Genomic DNA, 19,820 nt, shown 5'->3' with positions numbered 1-19,820 from the left:
GGGCGCAGGGGGCTTCCCCGGGTGACCGCGTCACCGGGGCAGGTGCCTGCGGCGGCGTCACCGGGGCAGGTGCCTGCGGCGGCGGCCCAGGCGCAGGCCGAGGAGGATGAAGTCGGCGACCAGAACTACCAGGCCGATGATCAACAGGTAGAACAGGCCCTTCGCCACACCGATGATGCCGAGTACGACGGTCACAACGAGCAGCAGGAGGAAGAGAGCCATTGGCGTCACCTCATGGGTGCGTGGTCGGGGGCCTCAGCGACGGGCGAGGCGGCGTTCGCCTCCCGCGCCCGCTCGGTAGGCGAGCTCGTAGTGCGCGAAGACCGTCTTCTCGTCCTCCGCGAACAGTTCGCCGTCCGTGCCGATCGAGGGCGCTTCCTTGACCTGCTTCTTGTCGTAGGCGACCTTCAGATAGCCGGGACCGACCGTCGCGTCGCCCAGGGGGACGAACACCAGCCGGTGCCGGGTCGGCAGGCCGACCGTAACCGTCGCGAACGCGGGCTGGTCTGTGGCCGTGTCGACGTAGACCGCCTCCAGGACGCCGATCTTGTGGCGCTCGCGGTCAACCACGTCGTGGCCTCGCCATTCCCTGATGTCTTGCGCCTCGAACACGGGGCCCCCTCTGTCGCAGGTCGGCTGAAGACCGCTGTCGTCCATGTCTCGCTCCTCCCTCCTTACCTCCCTACGGGGCGTCACACTCTGGTAATCATGCGGTCGTGTGAGGAGACCTCACCCGGGCGGCAATCCGGGAGGTCGGCCTCCAGAACTGTTCACACGCCGCCGACATGGGCTGATCGGCCGCCGCGTCGATTCCTGTTGATCCTGCCGCCGACAGAGTCCGCCGAAACCCGAGTACATCGGCTGGTAATGGGAACGATCAAGGCTCCCGAACGGGCATCTCCGCTCGCCTACGCGCAAGGATCGCCGATGCTTCCTGAGGTCCGCCCCCATGTATCGAGCACACTCGCAGACCAATTGGAACACCAGTTGGGTCTGGCTCCGCATCTCGAAGCCGGCCACCTCAGTGTGGAGGGAGTCGCCGGCATCGCAGTCGTCGCGGCTGCCCACTCCGACGGCTATGCGGCCACCGGCCGTCTCCTCGGCCTGCTGGCCGCGCTACCTGCCCCCACCGAGGCAGGAGAACGCTTCTGGTCGGACCTGTGGAGGTCCTCGGGCACCGCGTACCTGCTACCCGTCAACATCAAGGCTCTGGTGCTGCGTTCCCTGGCAGGAGAGGGATCCGCCCTGGCCCGACAGATCCTCTCGGCTGTCGATGAGATGACCCCGCCCCAGCGCGTCGCAGCCGGGGAGGTGATCGGTCAAGCCCTCGTCGAGTCCGACCATCTTCCCGACCTCAAGACGCAGGTCATCGGAGAATTGTGGCTCCGAGATCTTGAGCTCACCGCCTGGCGCGTCCTGCATGCTGACCTCAGATGGGACGATCCGGCTGGGCGGCAGGCTTTCGTCGACGCCTGGACGAGCATCTGACCGTCTGCTCCTCCAAGCCGCACGACAGCCGTGCAGGGTACGCGGCGTCCGAGCACCACGACGCCTGCAGCAACCGAGGTCAGGAAGTTCCGGGCCTAGGGGCACCGGCCCCGCGCCTCAGCGGAGCAGGGCGGCGCAGCAGTGCCTGCGCGGCCCTGCTCCTGTGCCGTCCCGCCGCCACCGGCGGAACAAGTCGCAGACCCGGCCCCACGGCCCATACCCAACGGGTACGTCCCGCCACGGAACACCGGTCCGGACCCGGAACCGTATGCCGTCGATCAGTCGCCGCCGGGACCAGGCAGGCGGCCGCCCTGCCTGCACCCTCTTCGGCAACAACGGCTCCAGCGTCGCCCACTGCTCGTCCGTGAGATCCCCCCGACCCATGAACCGTGATCATTGAGCGTTTTCAGCATTGCCTCTCCAGGGTGAGGACGGCTTTGCCGATTGACGCCATGCGGTTCGGGCTGCATCGCGATCTACGGAAGATTCGCCAGGACTTGAGTCGCGCCATACCGCGTTCGACAGGAGCACGGGACGTGGCCAGTGCCCGGTTGACCGTCCGTTCTGTCGGCGTCAGCTGGCCGCCGGGTGGGCGTCTGCGGCCGGTGGTGACCCAGGGCCCGGCGCCGGTATAGGCGCGGTCGGCCAGGATGGGGACGCCCTGGCGTTCGCAGATCCGGATGATCCGGTGGTTGCGGGCCGCGGTCAGGTCGTGACACCGGCCGGGCAGAGCCGGTGAGATCCACAGGACTTGGCCGGCTGGGTCGGTCACGACCTGCACGTTCACGCCGTGGCGGCGGTGCTTGTGCGAGTAGTCGGCCTGGCCGTCGCCCACCCGGTCGCATTCGGCGAGCGTCCCGTCGAGCAGCACGTACTCAGGGTCGGTCTCCCGCAGAACCTTCAGCAGGCCCGGTGACCGGTCGGCCAGGAGGTCGATGACCGCGGTGGTGTAGGCGTGGGCGGTGCCGACCGATATGTCGAAGGCCGCCGCGACTTGGGCCAGGGTGTCGCGGTGCCGACCGATATGTCGAAGGCCGCCGCGACTTGGGCCAGGGTGTCGTGCTTACGCAGGTACACCAGAGCGATGAGCGCGCGCTTGTGCGGCGGAAGCTTGCAGCGGCGTTCACCCTCGCGGGTGACGATGAGCATCGTGACCCACTCGACCAGCGCATGAGGCAAGTCGAGTGCGGCAGGATAGGCAACCAACGAGGCACCTGCGCTGATGAGTTGAGACTTCGAACATCTCCCTCAACGGCACGGGTGCCGCGTGCGTTGCGGCCTCACCGCCGTCACCCGACCGGTGGCCGCTCTGAAAACGCTCATTGCTTCGTCCCGACAAGTAACTCGGCTGAGCGCTTGACCGACCTGGCATGCCTCTCACCTGCTGCAATGGTCCGCCGTCGTGCGCTGTTGTTCGCCGCTGCACCTCAGTGGTGTCACATAATGGCTGGCATCTTCTGAGTATTTGGAAGATGCGAGTCATCACCTGGAGCAGATGCCATGCTGGGCGGATCAACAACGGGAGTGCAGGGGTTGCCGGTTGGTTCCCCTGCCGACGCTCCTCTGGGACAGGCGTGCGGCTTGCGGCATGGTGAGGTCCGTAACACAGTCAGCGGCGAGGCTACGGCCGGGACGGTGGTGCAGGCGGGAACGATTGGTCGGCTGTATCTACAGCAGGGTGTCGCGGAAACATCGGGCGACTCACTGGTTGAAGACGCGTGGGTAGCGGCCGCCACTGGGTCGACTGTGTGGGAGCACGTGCAGGCGGATAGGGACGTGACCACCTACCAGCGCCAAGTGGCTCTGATTGTCCAGGCGTTAGCAAAACTACGGGACGAGGCGGAGCAGACGCTCAAGGGTGATCCATGGCAGGATCCGGGAATACCAATACGTTTCGTGCAACGCATTGAATGGCTACTTGCTGAAGGAGTTGATGGTGCCTCACTGGATATTTATCCAGCAGAGGCTGCGTTGCTGGTGCTCGTTCCATTTCTCTACCGATCCCATTCTTTGCAAATTGCGGTGCGCTACTCGAAAGTGCGTCCGACGCGACTAAATCAAGAAGCAGAGCCGACCGCCCGGTCGAGGGCGTCACCAACGACAGTTTCCAGCACCCGGCCGATCATGGCCCGCGAAGCCACAGCGCCACCAGAAGCTCCACTCCCGCTCGTCGACAGCAAGTGAGGTCCGCGAACGAGGCGCACCTTTCACTCCCCCACCAGTCCCCACAACCACGCCGGCCTCCGAACAGAAAGCCAGGCTTGGCCGGCTGCTCTCCGGGTGTTCAACTACCACCTCCGGGGCGGAACGGTGTGTTCACGCCAATCACCCATCAAGGGGCGGCTGTTTGACCCCGTGACCAGGGACACCCCGGGCGCCGTTCGGTGCGGCACATCGGGATCCAGCCCCATCCGCCGCCGTGCGTTAGTTCGATCCACTTTTGGATCAAGCATCACCCCGGCTCTGTTCACGACTTACTCACGGGTGATGCACTGTGCGCACACAAGCGCGAAGACTCCTCACAACACTTCTGGCTCTGGCTCTCCTGGCCGTCGCAGGGGTCATCCCCTCCTGGGCCTCCCCCGGAGGCCAACAGACCTCCATACCCCCATCGGCTGCCATACGGACGGCCTCGCCGAGAACCGCTGCGGACCTCCCGGAGCCGCCCAAGGCCATGACGCTGGCCGAGAGGCGCCAGCAGGTGAAGCGGGACCGGGGCGAGCTGTCGCCCATGCACAACTACATCGACCCGAGCGCAGAAAAGCCGACCGGCACACCGCACCCCCGTCCCACCGAACCAGCCGACCGAGGCCCGGCCGCGGGCAAGTTGGCATCGCCCTTCGGCGCGCAGGCAACAGGCAATCCGTCTTGGGTCAGCGCGTACGCCACCGCCTACCCGGCGATGCTGTCGATCGGCGGGCAACTGCAGCTGCCGACGGGCACGGCGGCATCCCAGGTGTCCGGGATGTGGCTCTACGTCCGCGACGAGGCGGGGAACTACGTCCACCAGCAGGAGATCAAGCGCACCACCGGTGACCCTTCGGGCCGCTATCTCGACAACGGTGCCTGGTGCTACGGATGGTGGCCGGGCAACGCCTACCCCGCCGACCAGTGCTTCTGGTGGAGCGGCAGCACGCTCGGGGGGCATCTCGAGGACGGTAAGAAGTACTACGCCTGGATCTTCCTCACCGGCACGGACGGGTCTTCGAGTCCAGGCGGAACCACCTCGCCGCTGGTCGAAGCCTTCTACACGCCTGACATTCCCGGAGCCCAGGCGGGCATCTGCACCTGCTATGCGCAGGCTCACCGTGCGGACCCGGTCAACACGGCGACCGGCATGTTCTTCGAGCAGCTCACCGACGCCTCCCTGGTCGGCCCAGGTGTGTCACTAGCCCTGGAACGCACGTACCGTTCCGACTCGACCGCAGTGGGCCTGCTGGGCCGCGGCTGGGCGACACCGTTCGACTCGAAGCTCACGGTCGCGACGGGAAAGGTCACCTACCGGGCGGACGACGGGGCGTCGTTCGTGTTCACGCAGAACGGCGACGGGACGTACAAAGCCCCGGCCGGGTCGGCAGCCAAGCTGGTCAAAGGCACCAGTGACTACATCCTGACCACACCCGACCACACCAAGCGGACCTTCACCAGCGGTGGCCAGCTCGTTTCCGTCGTGGACAAGGCAGGAAAGGGGCTGAACCTGACGTACGCGTCCGGCAAGCTCGCCTCCGTCAAGGACGCCGCCGGACGCACGACGACCTTCACGGTCGGCGCCGACGGGCTGCTGACCAAGGTGGCCCTGCCGGACACGACATCGGTGTCCTACGGCTACACCGGTGGTCTGCTGACCTCGGTGACCGACCCCGCCGGAAAGACCTCTTCCTACACGTATGACGCGAACAAGCGGCTGTCGTCCTACACCGACCCCGCGGGCGGCAAGGTCAGCAACACCTACGACACCGCGGGCCGGATCACTTCCCAGACCGACCAGAACACCAAGACGACCACCTTCACCTGGGACGGCCGTCGCGAGTCGCACACCACGGCGCCCGACGGCGGCGTGTGGACCGACGTGTACTCCGGCAACGTCCTCATGTCGACCATCGACCCGTACGGCAAGAGCATCACCTACGACTACGACCGCAATCTGCGGCCTGTGAGCATCACCGACCAGCGCGGCAACACCACGTCGATGACGTATGACGGTGCCGGCCGGATGCTCACGCGCAGTTCACCGTCGGGGCTCGGCTACAAGGAGATATGGACGTATGACACGTCGGGCAACATCACCAGCCATACCGACGGCCGCGGCAACAAGACCACGTACGCGTACAACACGTCCAACCAGCTGACGACCACCACCGACCCGCTCGGCGGCACCACCGCCTACACGTACACGACGCTCGGCGCCATCCAGACCGTGAAGACGCCACGAGGCAAGGTCACCACCTACGGCTACGACACGGCCGGGAACCGGACGTCGGTGACCACGCCCCTGGGTGAGAAGGCGACGTTCACCTACGACGCGGCCGGGCGGATCCTGACCAAGACGGACCCCCGTGGCAACGCCACCGGCGCCGACCCCGCCTCCCACACGACGACGTACGCCTACGACGGGCGAGGACTGCTCAGCTCGGCCACCGACCCGCTCGGCCGCACCACGACCTACACCTACAACGGCGCGGAGCAGCTCCTCTCCGCGAAGAACCCCGAGGGCGACACCACGGCATTCGCCTACGACGATGCCGGGCACCTGACCCGAACGACAGACCCGGCGGGCAAGTTCGTCACCCGCACCTACAGCGCCGCCGGACACCTCGCCTCCGAGACGGACGCAGCCGGCAACAAGACCACCTACACCTACGACAAGGTTGGCCGCCTGCTCACCAGCGTCTCCCCGCGCGGCAACGTCGCCGGCGCCGACCCGGCCGCCCACACCACCGACTACGCCTACGACGCCGCGGGGAACAGCACCAAGGTCACCGGTCCCACCGGCGCGTTCACCACCACGACCTACGACGCGATCAACCGGCCGCTGGTGAGCACCGACCAGCTCGGACACACCACCGGCTACACGTACGACGCCAATGACAACGTCACCAAGGTCACCGACGCCGCGGGCAAGACGACCCTTTCGGTCTACGACAAGAACAATCGGCTGACCAGCAGCACCAACCAGCTGAGCAAGACCAGCACCTACACCTACGACGCCGACGGGAACCTGCTCAGCAGCACCTCGCCCCTGGGCAACAAGGAGAGCTGGACCTACGACGACGACGGCCGCCAGGCCACGGCCGTCGACCCGCGGGGCAACGTCACCGGCGCCTCCCCTGCCCAGTACACCACCACCTACGACTACGACCCGTCGGGCAATCCGACCGCCGTCACCGACCCACTCGGCAACGTGACCAGAACCGAGTACGACGCCGTCGGAAAAGTCACCCGGAGCACGGACGCCGACCAGCGCGCCACCACCTACAGCTACAACAAGCTCGACCAGCTGACCACCGTCACAGCCCCCGGCGGCGCGGCCACCACCTACGGCTACGACACGGTCGGCAACATGACCGTTCGCACCGACGCCAACAACCACGTCACCACCTACGGTTACGACGCGGCGCACCGCCTGACGTCGGTCACCGACCCCCTGGACCGGGCGACCACGTACGCGTACGACCCGGACAGCAATCCGGTCAAGGTGACGACGCCCCGCGGCACCACCACCCGGACGTACGACGTCCGCGGCCTGGTCACCAAGATCGACTACTCGGATGCCACGCCGGACGTCACCCTCGGCTACGACGACGCCGGACAGATGACCGCCCGCGCCAACGCGAAGATCTCCGAGGACTTCGTCTACAACGCGGTCGGCGACCTCACCAAGACCCGCGGCTTCGCCTACACCTACGACGCCGTCGGGCAGATGCTCACCCGTAAGTACTCCGACGGCAACACCATCGGCTACACCTACGACGACGACGGCCGCACCGCCACGATGACGGCCGACGGCACCACCACCACCTACACCTCCGACGCGGCAGGCAACCTCACCAGGACGGCGCTGCCCAACACGGAGACCGAGGAGCGCACCTACGACCGGGCGGGCCGCGTCACCGCCGTCACCTCCTCCAAGGCGGGCACGACAGTCACCAAGACCGCACTGACCCTCTCGGCGGCCGGCCTGCCCACCCGCGTCGACGTCACCCGGGCCGGAGTCGGCACCGGTGGCTACGACCAGACCTACGACACCGCGGGCCGCCTCACCTCCGGCTGCTACCCCCAGCCCTGGATCACCGGCTGCGCCGCGACCCGCACCACGTCCTACACCTACGACAAGGTCGGCAACCGCCTGACCTCCACCCTCGGCACCACGTCCACCAGCTACGCCTACGACGACGCCGACCAGCTCACCTCCACCACCACCGGGGCCGCCACCACCGCCTACGCATACGACGCGGAAGGCAACCAGACCAAGGTCGGCGCCAACACCTTCACCTACGACCTGGCCGGGCAGATCTCCGCCGCCACCGTCGCAGGCGCCAACTACACCTACGACCACGACGCCAGCGGCAACCAGGTCGCCACGCTCAACGACGGCGCGGTCACCAGTCGCACCCAGTGGGACCCCAACGCGCCCCTGCCGATCCTCGCCACCGAGTACGACAGCGCCTGGGCCGTCAAGCAGTCCTACCGCTACGACCCCCTCGGTCAGCCCGCCGCCACCAAAACCGGCACGGGTGCGGTGTTCTACTACCACCACGACACCCAGGGCTCCCCGCTCGACGTCACCAGCAGCACCGGCACCCTCCACCAGCGCTGGGCCTACGACCCCTACGGCACCCGCGTCCTGGGCACCGTCACCGGAGGCGCCCCCGCGAGCCCTCCCTCCTACACCGGCGCCCGCTATGAAACAACCACCGGCAACCTCGACCTCCACGCCCGCCAGTACAACCCCACAACCGGCCGCTTCACCAGCACCGACCCGGTAACCCGCAGCACCTCCAGCCCCCATGTGTCCCCGTACGCCTACGCCGACAACCAGCCCACCCTCCTGACCGACCCGAGCGGCCGGACCCCCGAAGACCCGAACGACAGCGTCGACGGCGTCGGCGACGTGCTGGGCATTTTTGGTGACGCCTTCGTCGACGTCGTCAAATCACCGTTTGTGTTCCTCGGTGACGCGCAGGACGCCTTCACCGGCGAGAACGGCGGCGCAGGCGCCTTCCTCGACAAGTACCTCCCCGTCCGCCCCGCCTACCGCCTCTACCGCGCCGAGTACATGCTCCGCCAGCAAGGCTGCGACGCACTCGCCGACCTCTACGCCGAAGCCGCCGACGAACTCACCCAGCAAGTGGCCCTCGTCGGGGTCGGCGGCCTCAGCGGCTGGAGGCGACAAGCGGTCGAGCCCGAGACGTCGGCCTTGGGCGCCGAAGGGCTGAGTAGTCGCCCCGCCATTACGGGGGCCAGGACGGCCACAGAGCTAAGGAACTCTCCGGGCGCTGTAACAGGTGGCGGGCGTCTGTCCAATATATCTGGTAGCTGGCTGAAGGGAGCCCATGGAAGTACCGGGAAAATCCCGGGACAGATCGGCCGACAGCTGCAGGGGAAATCCTTCAAAACATTCGGGGATTTTCGCGAGGCATTCTGGAAAGCTGTTTCCAGTGACTCAGGGTTGGCAGCAGGCTTCAGCAAATCAAACAGGACACGTATGGCTGCCGGCAGGGCGCCATTTGTGGCGAACCAGCAAGCCGTGGGAAAGAATAACAAGTACGTCCTCCACCACGTAAAACCGATTCAACATGGCGGCGGCGTCTACGATCTGGACAACCTGGTGGTTGTAACGCCTCGGTATCATGCCGAGGTACTGGACCCCAACTATCATCAGTGAGGTGTGATGGGCGCGCCTGACCTTACCCGCGATCAGCTCGTCGAACTCGTTCGCAAAATTATGGCGGACCACGGGACGGAGGAGGAAGTCGATAGGCTCGTGGAGCTTCTCGAAGCCAGCGTTCCTCATCCTCGCGTACTCAATCTCATCTATCATCCCGACATCGAAGGTTTTACGGACGGCTTGACGGCAGAAGAGGTCGTGGACACCGCCTTGTCCTATACCCCTTTGGCTCCGTAAGGACGAAATGCGGGGTTCGGATCCCCGGCCGCAGGTCGACGTATGCCGCCAGCGTCAAGGCCGTTGGCAACAGAGCCTCCGGGGCCGATCGGCCCCGGAGGCCGCTGCTTGTTCTGGCTCAGTTCAGCGCGGATCCACAGGCTTGAGTGTGGTGCGATCGGTTCGGGCTGGTGCAGGGCATGTGGAGACTGGGCAGACAGAACTCCGAAGTGAGCACGTTGCGCATCCTCGGTCGACTCTGAGAAGACGACGCCGGAACGCTGTATCGCGTGGCCGTCGGCGCTGACAGGTTGTCGACATCGGCGGCGAGCCAAGCCGCCCCACCCGGCAGTTGTGACAGTTTCCCTGGACACCTGACAGCTGACAGCTGACAGCCCAACACTTCACCTGACACCCCACCAGACGGAGCGTCAGGTGAGCGTCAAGATGCCCTGTCAGCATTGTGTCGTCGCCCGGATCGGGCGTGGCACACGCCGCGCACACCCTCTGAACCCGCAGGTCAGCGGCCTTTCGAGAGGCTCAAAAAGCGTCACGCACTCCACAGGACGCGCGCATGTCTTCAACGTGGTAAACGTCAAGGGGGAGGTCGGGTTCCTGGACGGTCAGTCGGGACATGCCGATCTCTCGCCATGGCGAGACTTCTCTCTTCTGAGGACAGACTGATGCTGGACATCGAAGTCGCTACCGTGCTAGCCCAGAACTTTTTGGACCAGCAAGTCAGCCACGAGGGTATGACCTTCGCGCTCGTCGAAGGAGAACGCGCTCAGGTGGGAACCAACTTCTATTTCGACTGCCAGTCAGCTGCCTATCTCCGCGACGGAGACCCTCGGGACATGGCTGTCGGTACGGGCTACGTGTGCGTTGACGGGGAGACCAGGGAGTGCCGCCTACTGGGTGCAGTCGAGTCTGCCGAGCTCGACCTCTTCCGACCTGACCGGTCACACAGCTCTCGCGAAACGTCGTGAAGCGACAGACCCGTGGCCTGCGGCAATCATTTGCCGCAGACCACGGGTCTGATTCTTTGACCCAGCGCACAGGGTGATCCCAGGACGGCGCGCTCGCAGCACTCCGACGAGCTGCGTGAGCGGGCTGTCCGAAAGCTCCGCACCACCGGCCGCCAGGTCCCTCATGCCGCGCGGGGGCTTCGGGAGGCTCTGACTCCATTACCGAGGCTTGAGGTACTGACTGTCCTCATCCGGTGGCCCGAGCCGAGAGCTCGAACGGAAAACCTGCTGCTGCCACCCGGATCACCGGTGTCATCCGGTATCCCGTGCGGCCACGATGTTCGCCACTGCGACCAGAGCCGTACGACCAGGCTGATCTTCCGGGGCAAGCGTCATTCGAGCGTCAGGAATGCTGGACCAAGGTCCTGAAACCGTCGTCCACGTGGTCGTATTCGCAGCGAAACCGCAGGTCAGGCAGTTTCGGGTGGTCGATTCGTCCACCCGAACCGTTCCATGGAGAGAAACAGGTCGAGCGAACTCACAGGGCCGCGAATCCGCAGGTCAGGCACCCTTCGCAATGGGCTCCAAGATGGCCACGCACTCCACGTGGTGCGTCATCGGAAAGACGTCACCGATTGCCGATGCGAGAGAAACTGCAGGTCAGATAGGTTTTTGCCGGCTCTACAGGCGGGCTTTCAGGGCTCGGAGCGTCACATGAGCGTCACGGCCGGCGTGTCCTGGAGCCCCCGTCCACGGCGGTGCTCGTCCACCAGCGACCGGACAAGGTCAACCGCACGCAATACGGCGTCGGCAAGCTCGAACAACGCCTCGCAAGCCTGCGGCCGACCGTCAACGGCTCCCGCACTCCTCGACCAGCTCGCCGATCAGAGCGAGGAGCGCGTCGGCCCGGTCCCGGTCCTCACGCTGGTCACGCAGCCTGCGGTCAAGCTCCCGCAAGGCGGACAGGGCTGCCGGATCACGGCGCCGCACCGCGTCCAGCCACGGCGTGGTGACGAGGTCCATGCACGCGGTGAACAGGGCCCGGGTCGACGGGGCGGGAGGAGCCGGGTCGGGGGCGGCGAACCCGGTGGTCACGTACCGGACCGGGTCGGTCAGGCTCCACCCGACGACGGCGCCGTCCTGAACGAGAAGTGCCACGTCCGGGGCGATACCGACGCGTGCCTCCAGCGGCTCGCCCAGGACATCGAGGTCATGCAGACAGGTCAGTACGGCATCCCCTGGGGCACGGCAGAGCTCGGTGGTCACCTCCAAGCGGAAGTCCCGGACCTCTTCGGCGCGAAGTCCGCCCGGGTGGACGGCGGGTACGGCAGGAAGTCGGGCACAGTCCTCAGTGTCGGCAGCCTCGTGGGGCAGGCGGAACCCGGCCCCGACCAGTTCCCGGCTGTCCGGGTCGAACCGGAGCTCGTCGGGGTCGTCCCACAGCCACTCCTGGCTGCCGAAGGTGTCCCCGAGGGACTGTTGCCATTCCTTCACGTCCGCGTACTCCGCGACGCGCACACACTGGTCCCGGAAGTCGAAGCGCGGACAGATGCACAGGGGATTGCCCGTCACCGTCGCACTCCAGTCGCCGTCGAGGACGAGTCTCATCGCTCGTCACCGTACGAACCATCCACCGTCGACCGGTTCACCTTCACGTTGCGTAATCGTCCACGTAAGTGGCGATCAAGGCGAGCAAGGCGTCAGCCCGGTGCCGGTCTTCGTGCTGGGCTCGGAGGGTCTCGTCGGCGGCCCGGAGGCGGGTCAGCGCGGCAGGTTCACCGTCCACCACGTCGTCGACCAACGGCGAGGTGACCAGGTCCAGGCATTCAGTGAGCAGACGACGCGTGGCCGCGGAAGGCGAGCCCGAGTCGGGAGCGGTGTGCGCGGCGGTGAGGTACCGCGCGGGGTCGGTGATGCTCCAGCCGACGACGGTACCGTCCTGGACGAGAAGCGCCACGTCGGGTGCGATGCCGACACAGGCATCCAGGGGTCTATCGAGGACATCGAGGTCACGAAAGCAGGCCAGCACGGCATCGCCGGGAGCCCGACACAGCACTGTACACATCTCGTGGCGGAAGTCCCGGACCTCGTCCGCACGGAGCCCGCCCGGACGAACCTCGGGCAGGACGGGAACGTGAGGCACGGTCTCGGCGTTCGCGGACACGTACGGCATCCGGAATTCGGTCCCGGCCAGTTCCCGGCTGTCCGGATCGAACCGGAGGACGTCGGGGGCGTCCCACAGCCAGTCCTGGCTACCGAAGGTGTGCGAGAGAAACCGCTCACGCTCCTTCACGCCCACGTACTGAGCCACGTCCAGGGAGTCGCCCGTGAAGCGGGGGGTGATATGCAGCGGATCGTCCGTCACCGTCGCACACCAGCCTCCGTCAAACGACAGCTTCATGGCCATTCCTGCCTCATCTGATTTGCTGTGCTGGGGCCAAGTAGCCGCCATCGGTCGGAATCCTGCCCTCCACGATGTCCTCATGGGTAACCGGCCTACCGGGATCCGTCGGTTTGCCACCGAGCGCCTGCGCGCCGGAGTCACCCTTGATACCCGACTCTCCGTACGCCGTGATGGCCTGGCCCTGCTTGGAGCCGGGCCCGTAGGCCACGACGATGTCGTTGTCCTTCCGGAAGATGAAGTTACCTGCCGTGCCCGACGAGTGGTACACAGCATCGGGGTTCTTCAGGATGTCCAGGACCCGTTCGTCGGTGAAGGCATGTCGGGTGTCCCCGTGGTACTTGGGATGCTTGTTGATCTCACCGTTCTCTGCCCTCTCTGCGATCCCGTCCAGAATCTTGTCGATCCGCCTCTGTGCTTTCTCCTCCTTCGGGTATTTGGGCATGAGCCCCAGCGGGTCCGACTCGGTGTTCGGGTTGTCCACGTAGCTGACGGGGTTCGGGGCGGGAGCGAGGCCGAGGGGGTCGGGGGAGGTGTAGCGGCCGGTCTCCGGGTCGTAGTGCCGGAGGTAGTTGTAGTGGAGGCCGGTCTCAGGGTCGTAGTACTGGCCCGGGAAGCGAAGAGGGGTGTAAGTGCTGCCGTCGCGGGCCCATGCCGTGGTGCCCCACAACGTGGCTCGGGAGCGCCAGGCGATGTCGCCGGATTGGTCGATCAGTTCGGTGGGAGTGCCGATGAGGTCGGTGGCGATGGCGAAGAAGCGGCGGTCGATCTCGTTCTGCCGGTCGTCGGCGGTGAGGAGGCGCTCGGTCTGGGCCAGGGGGGTGTGGCCGCGGTGGTCCCAGGTGAGGGCGACCGTGTTCAGCTGGTCGGGTCCGTGACTGGTCTGTTCGCACAGGGTCAGGCCGTCCCAGGTGAACCGGACTTCCTCGACCAGGCTCTCGCCGTCGTCCGCCATTCGCTGCTTCGCGGTGCGGCGTCCAAGCGGGTCGTAGCGGTACCTCCACCGGGTCCCGTCGGGGGTGGTCACGGAGGTGAGGCGGTTCTCCGTGTCCCAGGTGTAGCGCCAGGTGTCGGGCTTGCGGGAGAGGCGGGTCTTCTGGCGCAGGGTGACCCTGCCGAGGGCGTCGTGCTCGAAGCGGACATCGCCTGCCCGGGTGACGGTGGTGCCGGTGTAGGTGCGTGGCCCGGTGGCTTCATGGCCGGGGTGGCCGGACGGCCAGGACGCCGAGGTCTGGTCGCCGGCGTCGTCGTAGGCGTACCGCTCCGTCCAGCCTTTGGCGTGGACGGCGGTGACGCGGCCCGCCCCGTCAAGGTCGAAGGTGCGAGTGCCCGTCAGCCGGTCAGCGACGGAGGTCAGCTGACCGTCGGCGCGGTAGGAGTAGGCGCGGCTGTTGACGGTACGCCCCGACGTGGTGACCTGCTGCTCGGCCAGCCTTCCGGCCGCGTCCCAGGCAGAGGTCACGGTGACCGCATCGCTGAAGACGCGGGCGAGTTCCCGGCCGGCCGCGTCGTGCGTGAAGTCGATCCGCCGATCGCCGCTGGTCAGGCGGTGGGGCATTCCGTCGGCACCGTAGGTGTAGGTGCTGACGTGACCGGTGGGTGTGGTGCGGCGGGTACGGCGGCCCAGGAGGTCGTAGGCGTACGTGGTGGGGCGGCCGTCGACGAGTTCCGTCTTGGTGAGCCCGCGACGGTCGTACTGGTAGTGCAGTTCGCCGTCCGGCCCGACCGCTTCCAGCAGTCGTCCGGCCCGGTCGTAGCCGTAGGTCGTCACGCGGCCGTCGACACTCTTGCGGATCACCTGGCCCAGCTGGTCACGCTCGAACGCGATCGTCCCGCCGAGCGCGTCGGTGCGGACGGCGAGCCGACCCGCCGCGTCTACCTCGTAGCTGAGTGTGCGGGCGTCGAAGTCGGTCTCGGAGAGGACGTTTCCGGCCGCGTCGTACTCGTAGGTCCAGGTCAGCCCTTGCGCGTTGTGGACACGGGTGAGGCGCAGCTCGGCGTCGTGCTCGAACTCGAACCGTGCGCCGTCGGGGCGGATACGGGCGAGCGGGAGGTCGAAGTGGGTGTACTCGAAGCGGGAGACGCCGCCGGACGCGTCGGTGCGGGTGAGGAGGTTGCCCTCGCCGTCGTACGTCCACGTTTCCGTGGCCCCGTCGGGCCCGGTACGCCGGGCGAGCTGCCCGTCCGCGTCCCACTCGAAGCAGGTGACGGCGCCGGCCGGGTCGGTGACGCGGACCGGTCTGCCGAGGGCGTCGCGCTGGGTGCGGGTGACAGCCCCTGCCGGGTCGGTCACCTCTACGGGCAGTCCCGCCGCGTTGCACACCGCGTGTGTCGTGGCGCCGAGGGCGTCGGTGACCGAGGTGAGCCGCCCGCCGCTGTCGTAGGTGTAGCGGGTGATGGCGCCGGCCGGGTCGGTGACCGCCGTGCGGTTGCCGTGTTCGTCGAACGCGTGGACCGTGCGGGCGCCACCCGGACCGTAGACCTCGGTCGGCAGGCCGAATTGACCGCGCACGGTGCGTAGTTCGCTTCCGTCGGGGCGGACGGCGGAGATCAGCCGGTCGTGCTCGTCGTACGAGAAGGCGGTGGTCAGGCCCAGCGGGTCGGTGCGGGTGCGTGTGTTGCCGCGCGGGTCGTAGGTGAACTGGGTGGTGTGGCCGAGCGGGTCGGTGACGGCCAGGAGACGGCAGCCGGGGCCGAACAGGTGGCGGGTCGTGTGCCCGTCGGCGGTGGTGAGTGTGGTCGCGTGGTGACCGGTTTCGGGGTCCGGGTCGGTGTAGGCCAGGCTGATCTGGACGTGGCCGGCCTCGCCGCCCTCCGCCACGACACGGTCGCGGTCGTCGTAGACGTAGTCGTAGCGGCTGTTGTTCGAGTCGATCCAGGCGATGACGCGCCGGCGGTCGTCGTAGACGTAGGTGGTGGTGGCGCCGGACGGCTTGGTGACGTCGGTGAGATTGCCGTCCTGGTAGCCGTAGGCCATCAAGGGCAGGTCGGCGCCGCTTTCGTCCGCACCGGCAAGGGCCAGGGCGGTGACCAGGCCGTCGGTGGCCGACAGCTTCACCTGGTGGCCCGCCGAGTGAACCAGGGCCAGCGGCAGACCGTCCTCAGCGCGCTCGATGTGGATCGTGTGGCCGTTTCGTTCGGTCACTTCTGACAGCCAGGCGGTTCCGTCGCCCCCCGGTTCGCTGCCGGACGGCGCGGTGAAGTGGAACGTCAGGCCGCTGTCCGGGGCGGTAACCGTGTAGTCGCCGTCGACATCACGGGCCAGCGACGTGCGGGCACGGCCGGTCGCCGGTGCGGTAGGCGCGCCGGGGACCGGGTGCGGGTACGGGACCAGAAGTCCTTCGGCGGTGACGTGGACAACGCCGATGGCGTCGATCTGCAGACGCTCGTCGACGGTGGACGTCCATGCGGGCCCCAGGAAGCGGCCTACCGCACAACCCGACTCGGTGCGGCGGGTGAAGACCACCGGCAGGATGCCGGGGAGTTCGACGTCGGTCTGGGGCAGGTACATCCGGCCCGTGGCGAGGTCCACCGGGTCGCCGCCCGGGTTGCGGTCGCCGTCCGGGGTGTTGTGGGTGCCGTCAGGGACGTCGTCGACCAGCTTGCGGAGCCTCGCGGCGTCGGCGGCGTCCTTGATGACGCGCACGCCCTTCACCGCGGCACCGCCGCCACCGGTGGCGGCAGTCAGCGCCAGGTCGGGAATCAGCCGGCCGAAGCCCTCGGCCGGGTCCTTCATGAAGTCGCCGATCATCTGCTTGCCGGTCCCGACGGGGTCGTTGGCGGCGATCACCAGCCCCGCGGCCAGGCTGTTGAGGGACGTGGCGTACTCGGCCGGGTGCGTGATGTTGTACGGGTCAAGGGGATTGACTTGCCGGATGAAGTTGAGGATCCCTGCCGTACCCTTGATGATGCCGCCGCCGACGTGGTCGCCCATGATCTGCAACTCCTGGAGCCCGTCGCCCAGCTGCTCGGCGTACGACGGCTTCTCCGGGGCCATGTCGCGGGCGGCGCGGACCGCCGTGCGTGCGGTCTCCGCCGCCGAGTTCCGCTGCTTACGGGCCTCGGCGAGGATGTCCTGCGCCTCCTGCATCAGCTTCCTGCCGGGGTCCTCGAACGTAGCCGCGGGCATGGGAGGGAGCGAGGACGGCTTGCGTTTGTCGGCGGGCTGGGCGTTGTAGCGGTCGACGGCCGCGTTGTAATCGTCGACCTTCGCTCGGTGGGCGTCGGCGGCTTCCTCGGACGCCTTGACACCCTCCTTCCACTTATCGATCGCCGTCTGCGCCTGTCCCTGCGCCCAGGTGACGGTGTCGGCGAACGCCTCCAGTGCGCCGACCGCCTTCTCGCTGGCATCGGCGGCGGCGTACCACTTGGGCGGCTGGGTGCTCACCGCGGTGCGCAGTGCGTCGGCCGCCTCGCCCTTGAGCTGGGAGGAGTCGAGGCTCTTGAGGCCGTCGCCGGTGGTATCGAAGGCCGTCTGGAAGGACCGGAGTCTTCTGGCGGTGGCGTCGAGCTTGCCCGCGCTGCCGTAGATCAGCTTGGTCTTGTCCTCGGTCTGCCCGAGGTCCATCTCGTCGACCTCGGCGCCCATCCGGTTGGCGACGGAGCGGGACTGCTCGCGGACCCAGTCCGCACCGGACTCCCAGCCGGCGTCATCCAGCCGGTCGGCGGTCCAGTTCCCCGCGTCCTCGACACGGTTGCCGGCCCACTCGACGCCGTTCTCGACGACGCTCTCGACCGAGTCGGGCGTGATGTCACTGACGAAGTCGCCGATACCCACAGTCAGTTCCCCCCGGGCTCAGTCTGCTGCTGCGCCCGCAGGGCGCGTTCCTCCGGCGACGGGCCAAAGGCGTCGTCCAGCGCCCGGTTCCACTGGTCGTCGGAAAGGCCGAGCTCGTCCTTGAGCATCTCGGACCGCTGGCCGCCCTGGCCCTCGGTCAGGACAGTGCGGCCGGTGTCCTTCCACGTCTGCTCCATCTCCTGACCGGCCTGCTCGAACGAATCGGCGCTCCAGTCCGGGTCCAGGTAATCCGGAGTGAACACGTCGCCCCAACCCTGCTGGGTGATCTCCTCCTCGGTGGCGTGCGGGCTCCCGCCCATCACCGAGTTCACGCCGACCTTGAACGTGCCCTCGATGTACTGGTCGTGCTCCCACTGGGTGCCCGCCGCAAGTCCGAGTCGGTCGGCTATCGCACTGGCGTCGCCCACCAGGGCTCGCACACCCCACTCCCAGCGTTCACAGAAGTCCTCGAAGTCGACGGACAGGCCGTGGTGCCCGGCCTCCATCCCGGTCATGGACAGCTCCGAGAAGCCCTTGCCCATCACCGAACCGGTCGACCCACCGAGTTCACCGAGCTGGTCGATCGTCGAGCCCAAGCCCTGCGTGAACTTAACGACGGACGCCTTGCCGAAGCTGAGGTCCCCACCGTCTGCGCTCATCGCCCGCTCCCTTCGGAGCCCACGTCCAACGCGACAGCGTCCGGCACGATCCCGGCAGCCGGCGGGAAGAACATCGACCCGTCCTCGGTCGCAATGTCGACGGCCAACCCGGCGGGCCCGTCCAGCGACGGCACCACCTCGTCCACGATCCGGGCACCCAGCAGCGCCGCGTACTCCATGGGCCGGTCACCGGAAGCGTGGCTGAGGGCGAACCGGGCGAGCGCCGCCTCGTCGGTGAACCCGCAGACCCAGCGCACTCCACCTGACCACGCCGACCACAGTCCGCCGCCGACCACCGGCACCAGGATGATGGAACGGCGCATCTCACCGACCAGAGCCCGCGGGTCGCCGTCCCCCGCCCTCTGCTTGCCTATCCGCTCGGCAAGAGCTGTCCTTGCCTGCTCCATGGCCCCTCCCCCGTTCTTATCGCGGATGGTGCACAACCGTAGATCAAGACGCATCTCGTGGAGCAGCAGTTCTTGTGAAGACGCGCACAGCGTGATTGGTCAAGCACCGACGCCAACAGCTCTTGCACTACGTACGGTTACGACGCGGCGCACCGCCTGACGTCGGTCACCGACCCCCTAAGCCGGGCGACGACCTACGCGTACGACGCGGACAGCAATCCGGTCAGGGTGACGACGCCCCGCGGCTCCACCACCCGGACGTACGCCAGCCGCGGCCCCGGTGGTCAGGATCGACTACTCGGACACCAGGCCCCTCGTCGCTCTCGGACCCGACGACTCCGGACGCACGCCCCCGAGCCGACGCGGAGATCGCCGAGGACTTCGTCTACAATTCGGTCGGCGACCTCACCAACACCCGCGGCTTCGCCTGTACCTACCAGGGAATCGCTGCACGAGTCGCAGGGCACCCGGAGATCGTGGAGTTGCCGCTGCAGGGGGCCTGGTCTGCGCCTACTGCCCGGTTCCGGCCTGACCTGAGCAGGATGCGTGAGGCCCGGGCGCACGCCCGGGCCTCACGTCGTCGAACGTCGGGAACGGGGACCCAGGCCGACAGGCGCTTGGCAATGACCGGTACATCGACGTGGTCCTGCGCACCCAGCCGGAGACGTCCGTGAGGTTGAGACTCCCGATTCGAGCGTCGTACGAGCGTCAAGAATCTCCGAACAAGCTCCTGAGAGCATCGCCGCTGCAAGCGTCTTCCTGATGAATTCGCAGCTCAGACGTCTAAAGGGTCGAGCCGTCAACTCGACCCGCCCCCCGGTGGGAAACATGTCGAGCGCATCCCGCCATGCCTGAGAACCCCGGGAAAACTGAAGGTCAGAGCCCCTTTGCAGCAGGCTCCAGAATCGCGACGCACTCAACATGCGACGTCATCGGAAAGGGATCGACCTGGACGGGTCACGAAAAAGCCCAGGTCAGGGGCAGCCTATCCGCCCGCTGTCCCGCGTACGGGAACTCGG

At 67.2% G+C, this 19,820-nt stretch carries 13 protein-coding genes and 1 pseudogene; 5 read left to right on the top strand and 9 right to left on the bottom strand.

Annotated elements, in window-relative coordinates; genetic code table 11:
- Positions 1-57: 57 nt before the first annotated feature.
- Together ACFWVP_RS18385 and ACFWVP_RS18380 are read right to left on the bottom strand one after the other, a co-directional pair.
- Positions 58-222, bottom strand: coding sequence for a hypothetical protein (locus tag ACFWVP_RS18385; protein WP_384497815.1), 165 nt, complete (start codon positions 220-222; stop codon positions 58-60).
- Positions 223-255: 33 nt separating this feature from the next.
- Positions 256-612, bottom strand: coding sequence for a PRC-barrel domain-containing protein (locus ACFWVP_RS18380; RefSeq protein WP_384497813.1), 357 nt, complete (start codon positions 610-612; stop codon positions 256-258).
- 255 nt (positions 613-867) lie between these two features.
- Between ACFWVP_RS18380 and ACFWVP_RS18375 the strand changes: the two genes are divergently transcribed.
- Positions 868-1,488, top strand: coding sequence for a hypothetical protein (locus ACFWVP_RS18375; protein ID WP_384497811.1), 621 nt, complete (start codon positions 868-870; stop codon positions 1,486-1,488).
- 117 nt (positions 1,489-1,605) lie between these two features.
- On the opposite strand, the gene ACFWVP_RS18370 is transcribed toward ACFWVP_RS18375, so the two are convergent.
- Together ACFWVP_RS18370 and ACFWVP_RS18365 are read right to left on the bottom strand one after the other, a co-directional pair.
- Positions 1,606-1,872, bottom strand: coding sequence for a transposase (locus ACFWVP_RS18370; RefSeq protein ID WP_384497809.1), 267 nt, complete (start codon positions 1,870-1,872; stop codon positions 1,606-1,608).
- Between the two features lie 22 nt (positions 1,873-1,894).
- A pseudogene (locus tag ACFWVP_RS18365) lies at positions 1,895-2,694 on the bottom strand (transposase family protein).
- A gap of 570 nt (positions 2,695-3,264) precedes the next feature.
- Here ACFWVP_RS18365 and ACFWVP_RS18360 point away from each other — a divergent pair.
- From ACFWVP_RS18360 to ACFWVP_RS18350, 3 genes are all read left to right on the top strand, one after another.
- Positions 3,265-3,672 (top strand): hypothetical protein, encoded by a 408-nt coding sequence (locus tag ACFWVP_RS18360; RefSeq protein ID WP_384497807.1) that lies wholly within the window; start codon positions 3,265-3,267, stop codon positions 3,670-3,672.
- 490 nt (positions 3,673-4,162) lie between these two features.
- Entirely contained in the window at positions 4,163-9,373 is a 5,211-nt protein-coding gene (locus ACFWVP_RS18355; protein WP_384497805.1) for a DUF6531 domain-containing protein, read from the top strand.
- Positions 9,374-9,379: 6 nt separating this feature from the next.
- Positions 9,380-9,613, top strand: coding sequence for a bacteriocin immunity protein (locus ACFWVP_RS18350; RefSeq protein WP_384497803.1), 234 nt, complete (start codon positions 9,380-9,382; stop codon positions 9,611-9,613).
- Between the two features lie 1,793 nt (positions 9,614-11,406).
- Here the strand turns inward: ACFWVP_RS18350 and ACFWVP_RS18345 are convergent.
- The 5 genes from ACFWVP_RS18345 to ACFWVP_RS18325 are packed head-to-tail and all read right to left on the bottom strand — an operon-like array spanning position 11,407 to position 18,801.
- Positions 11,407-12,165, bottom strand: coding sequence for a hypothetical protein (locus ACFWVP_RS18345; protein WP_384497801.1), 759 nt, complete (start codon positions 12,163-12,165; stop codon positions 11,407-11,409).
- Between the two features lie 43 nt (positions 12,166-12,208).
- Positions 12,209-12,958 carry a hypothetical protein gene (locus tag ACFWVP_RS18340; protein ID WP_384497799.1) on the bottom strand — a complete coding sequence of 250 codons (750 nt, stop codon included), beginning with the start codon at positions 12,956-12,958 and terminating at the stop codon, positions 12,209-12,211.
- A gap of 13 nt (positions 12,959-12,971) precedes the next feature.
- Positions 12,972-17,735: a putative T7SS-secreted protein gene (locus tag ACFWVP_RS18335; protein ID WP_384497797.1), complete on the bottom strand. Its 4,764-nt coding sequence runs from the start codon at positions 17,733-17,735 to the stop codon at positions 12,972-12,974.
- A gap of 2 nt (positions 17,736-17,737) precedes the next feature.
- The gene (locus ACFWVP_RS18330; RefSeq protein ID WP_384497795.1) at positions 17,738-18,394 is read right to left on the bottom strand and encodes a hypothetical protein; all 657 of its coding nucleotides are present in this window, start codon (positions 18,392-18,394) and stop codon (positions 17,738-17,740) included.
- Complete coding sequence (locus ACFWVP_RS18325) at positions 18,391-18,801, bottom strand: hypothetical protein (protein ID WP_384497793.1); 411 nt, start codon at positions 18,799-18,801, stop codon at positions 18,391-18,393. The genes ACFWVP_RS18330 and ACFWVP_RS18325 overlap by 4 nt, the downstream gene beginning before the upstream one ends.
- Positions 18,802-18,957: 156 nt before the next feature.
- On the opposite strand from ACFWVP_RS18325, the gene ACFWVP_RS18320 reads away from it, so the two are divergent.
- On the top strand, positions 18,958-19,338 hold the full coding sequence (locus tag ACFWVP_RS18320) for an RHS repeat domain-containing protein (RefSeq protein ID WP_384497888.1): 381 nt from the start codon (positions 18,958-18,960) through the stop codon (positions 19,336-19,338).
- The last annotated feature ends 482 nt before the right edge of the window (positions 19,339-19,820 follow it).

This window comes from Streptomyces sp. NPDC058637 (assembly GCF_042717325.1).
Lineage (GTDB): Bacteria > Actinomycetota > Actinomycetes > Streptomycetales > Streptomycetaceae > Streptomyces.
The sequence above is the reverse complement of the archived record's forward strand: the minus strand, read 5'-3'. Positions and strand labels throughout refer to the sequence as shown.

Coding starts and splice junctions, on each gene's coding strand:
- ACFWVP_RS18370 (WP_384497809.1), bottom strand. CDS start 1,872: ATGGGTCGGGGGGATCTCACGGACGAGCAGTGGGCGACGCTGGAGCCG.
- ACFWVP_RS18345 (WP_384497801.1), bottom strand. CDS start 12,165: ATGAGACTCGTCCTCGACGGCGACTGGAGTGCGACGGTGACGGGCAAT.
- ACFWVP_RS18375 (WP_384497811.1), top strand. CDS start 868: ATGGGAACGATCAAGGCTCCCGAACGGGCATCTCCGCTCGCCTACGCG.
- ACFWVP_RS18340 (WP_384497799.1), bottom strand. CDS start 12,958: ATGAAGCTGTCGTTTGACGGAGGCTGGTGTGCGACGGTGACGGACGAT.
- ACFWVP_RS18350 (WP_384497803.1), top strand. CDS start 9,380: ATGGGCGCGCCTGACCTTACCCGCGATCAGCTCGTCGAACTCGTTCGC.
- ACFWVP_RS18330 (WP_384497795.1), bottom strand. CDS start 18,394: ATGAGCGCAGACGGTGGGGACCTCAGCTTCGGCAAGGCGTCCGTCGTT.
- ACFWVP_RS18355 (WP_384497805.1), top strand. CDS start 4,163: ATGACGCTGGCCGAGAGGCGCCAGCAGGTGAAGCGGGACCGGGGCGAG.
- ACFWVP_RS18325 (WP_384497793.1), bottom strand. CDS start 18,801: ATGGAGCAGGCAAGGACAGCTCTTGCCGAGCGGATAGGCAAGCAGAGG.
- ACFWVP_RS18385 (WP_384497815.1), bottom strand. CDS start 222: ATGGCTCTCTTCCTCCTGCTGCTCGTTGTGACCGTCGTACTCGGCATC.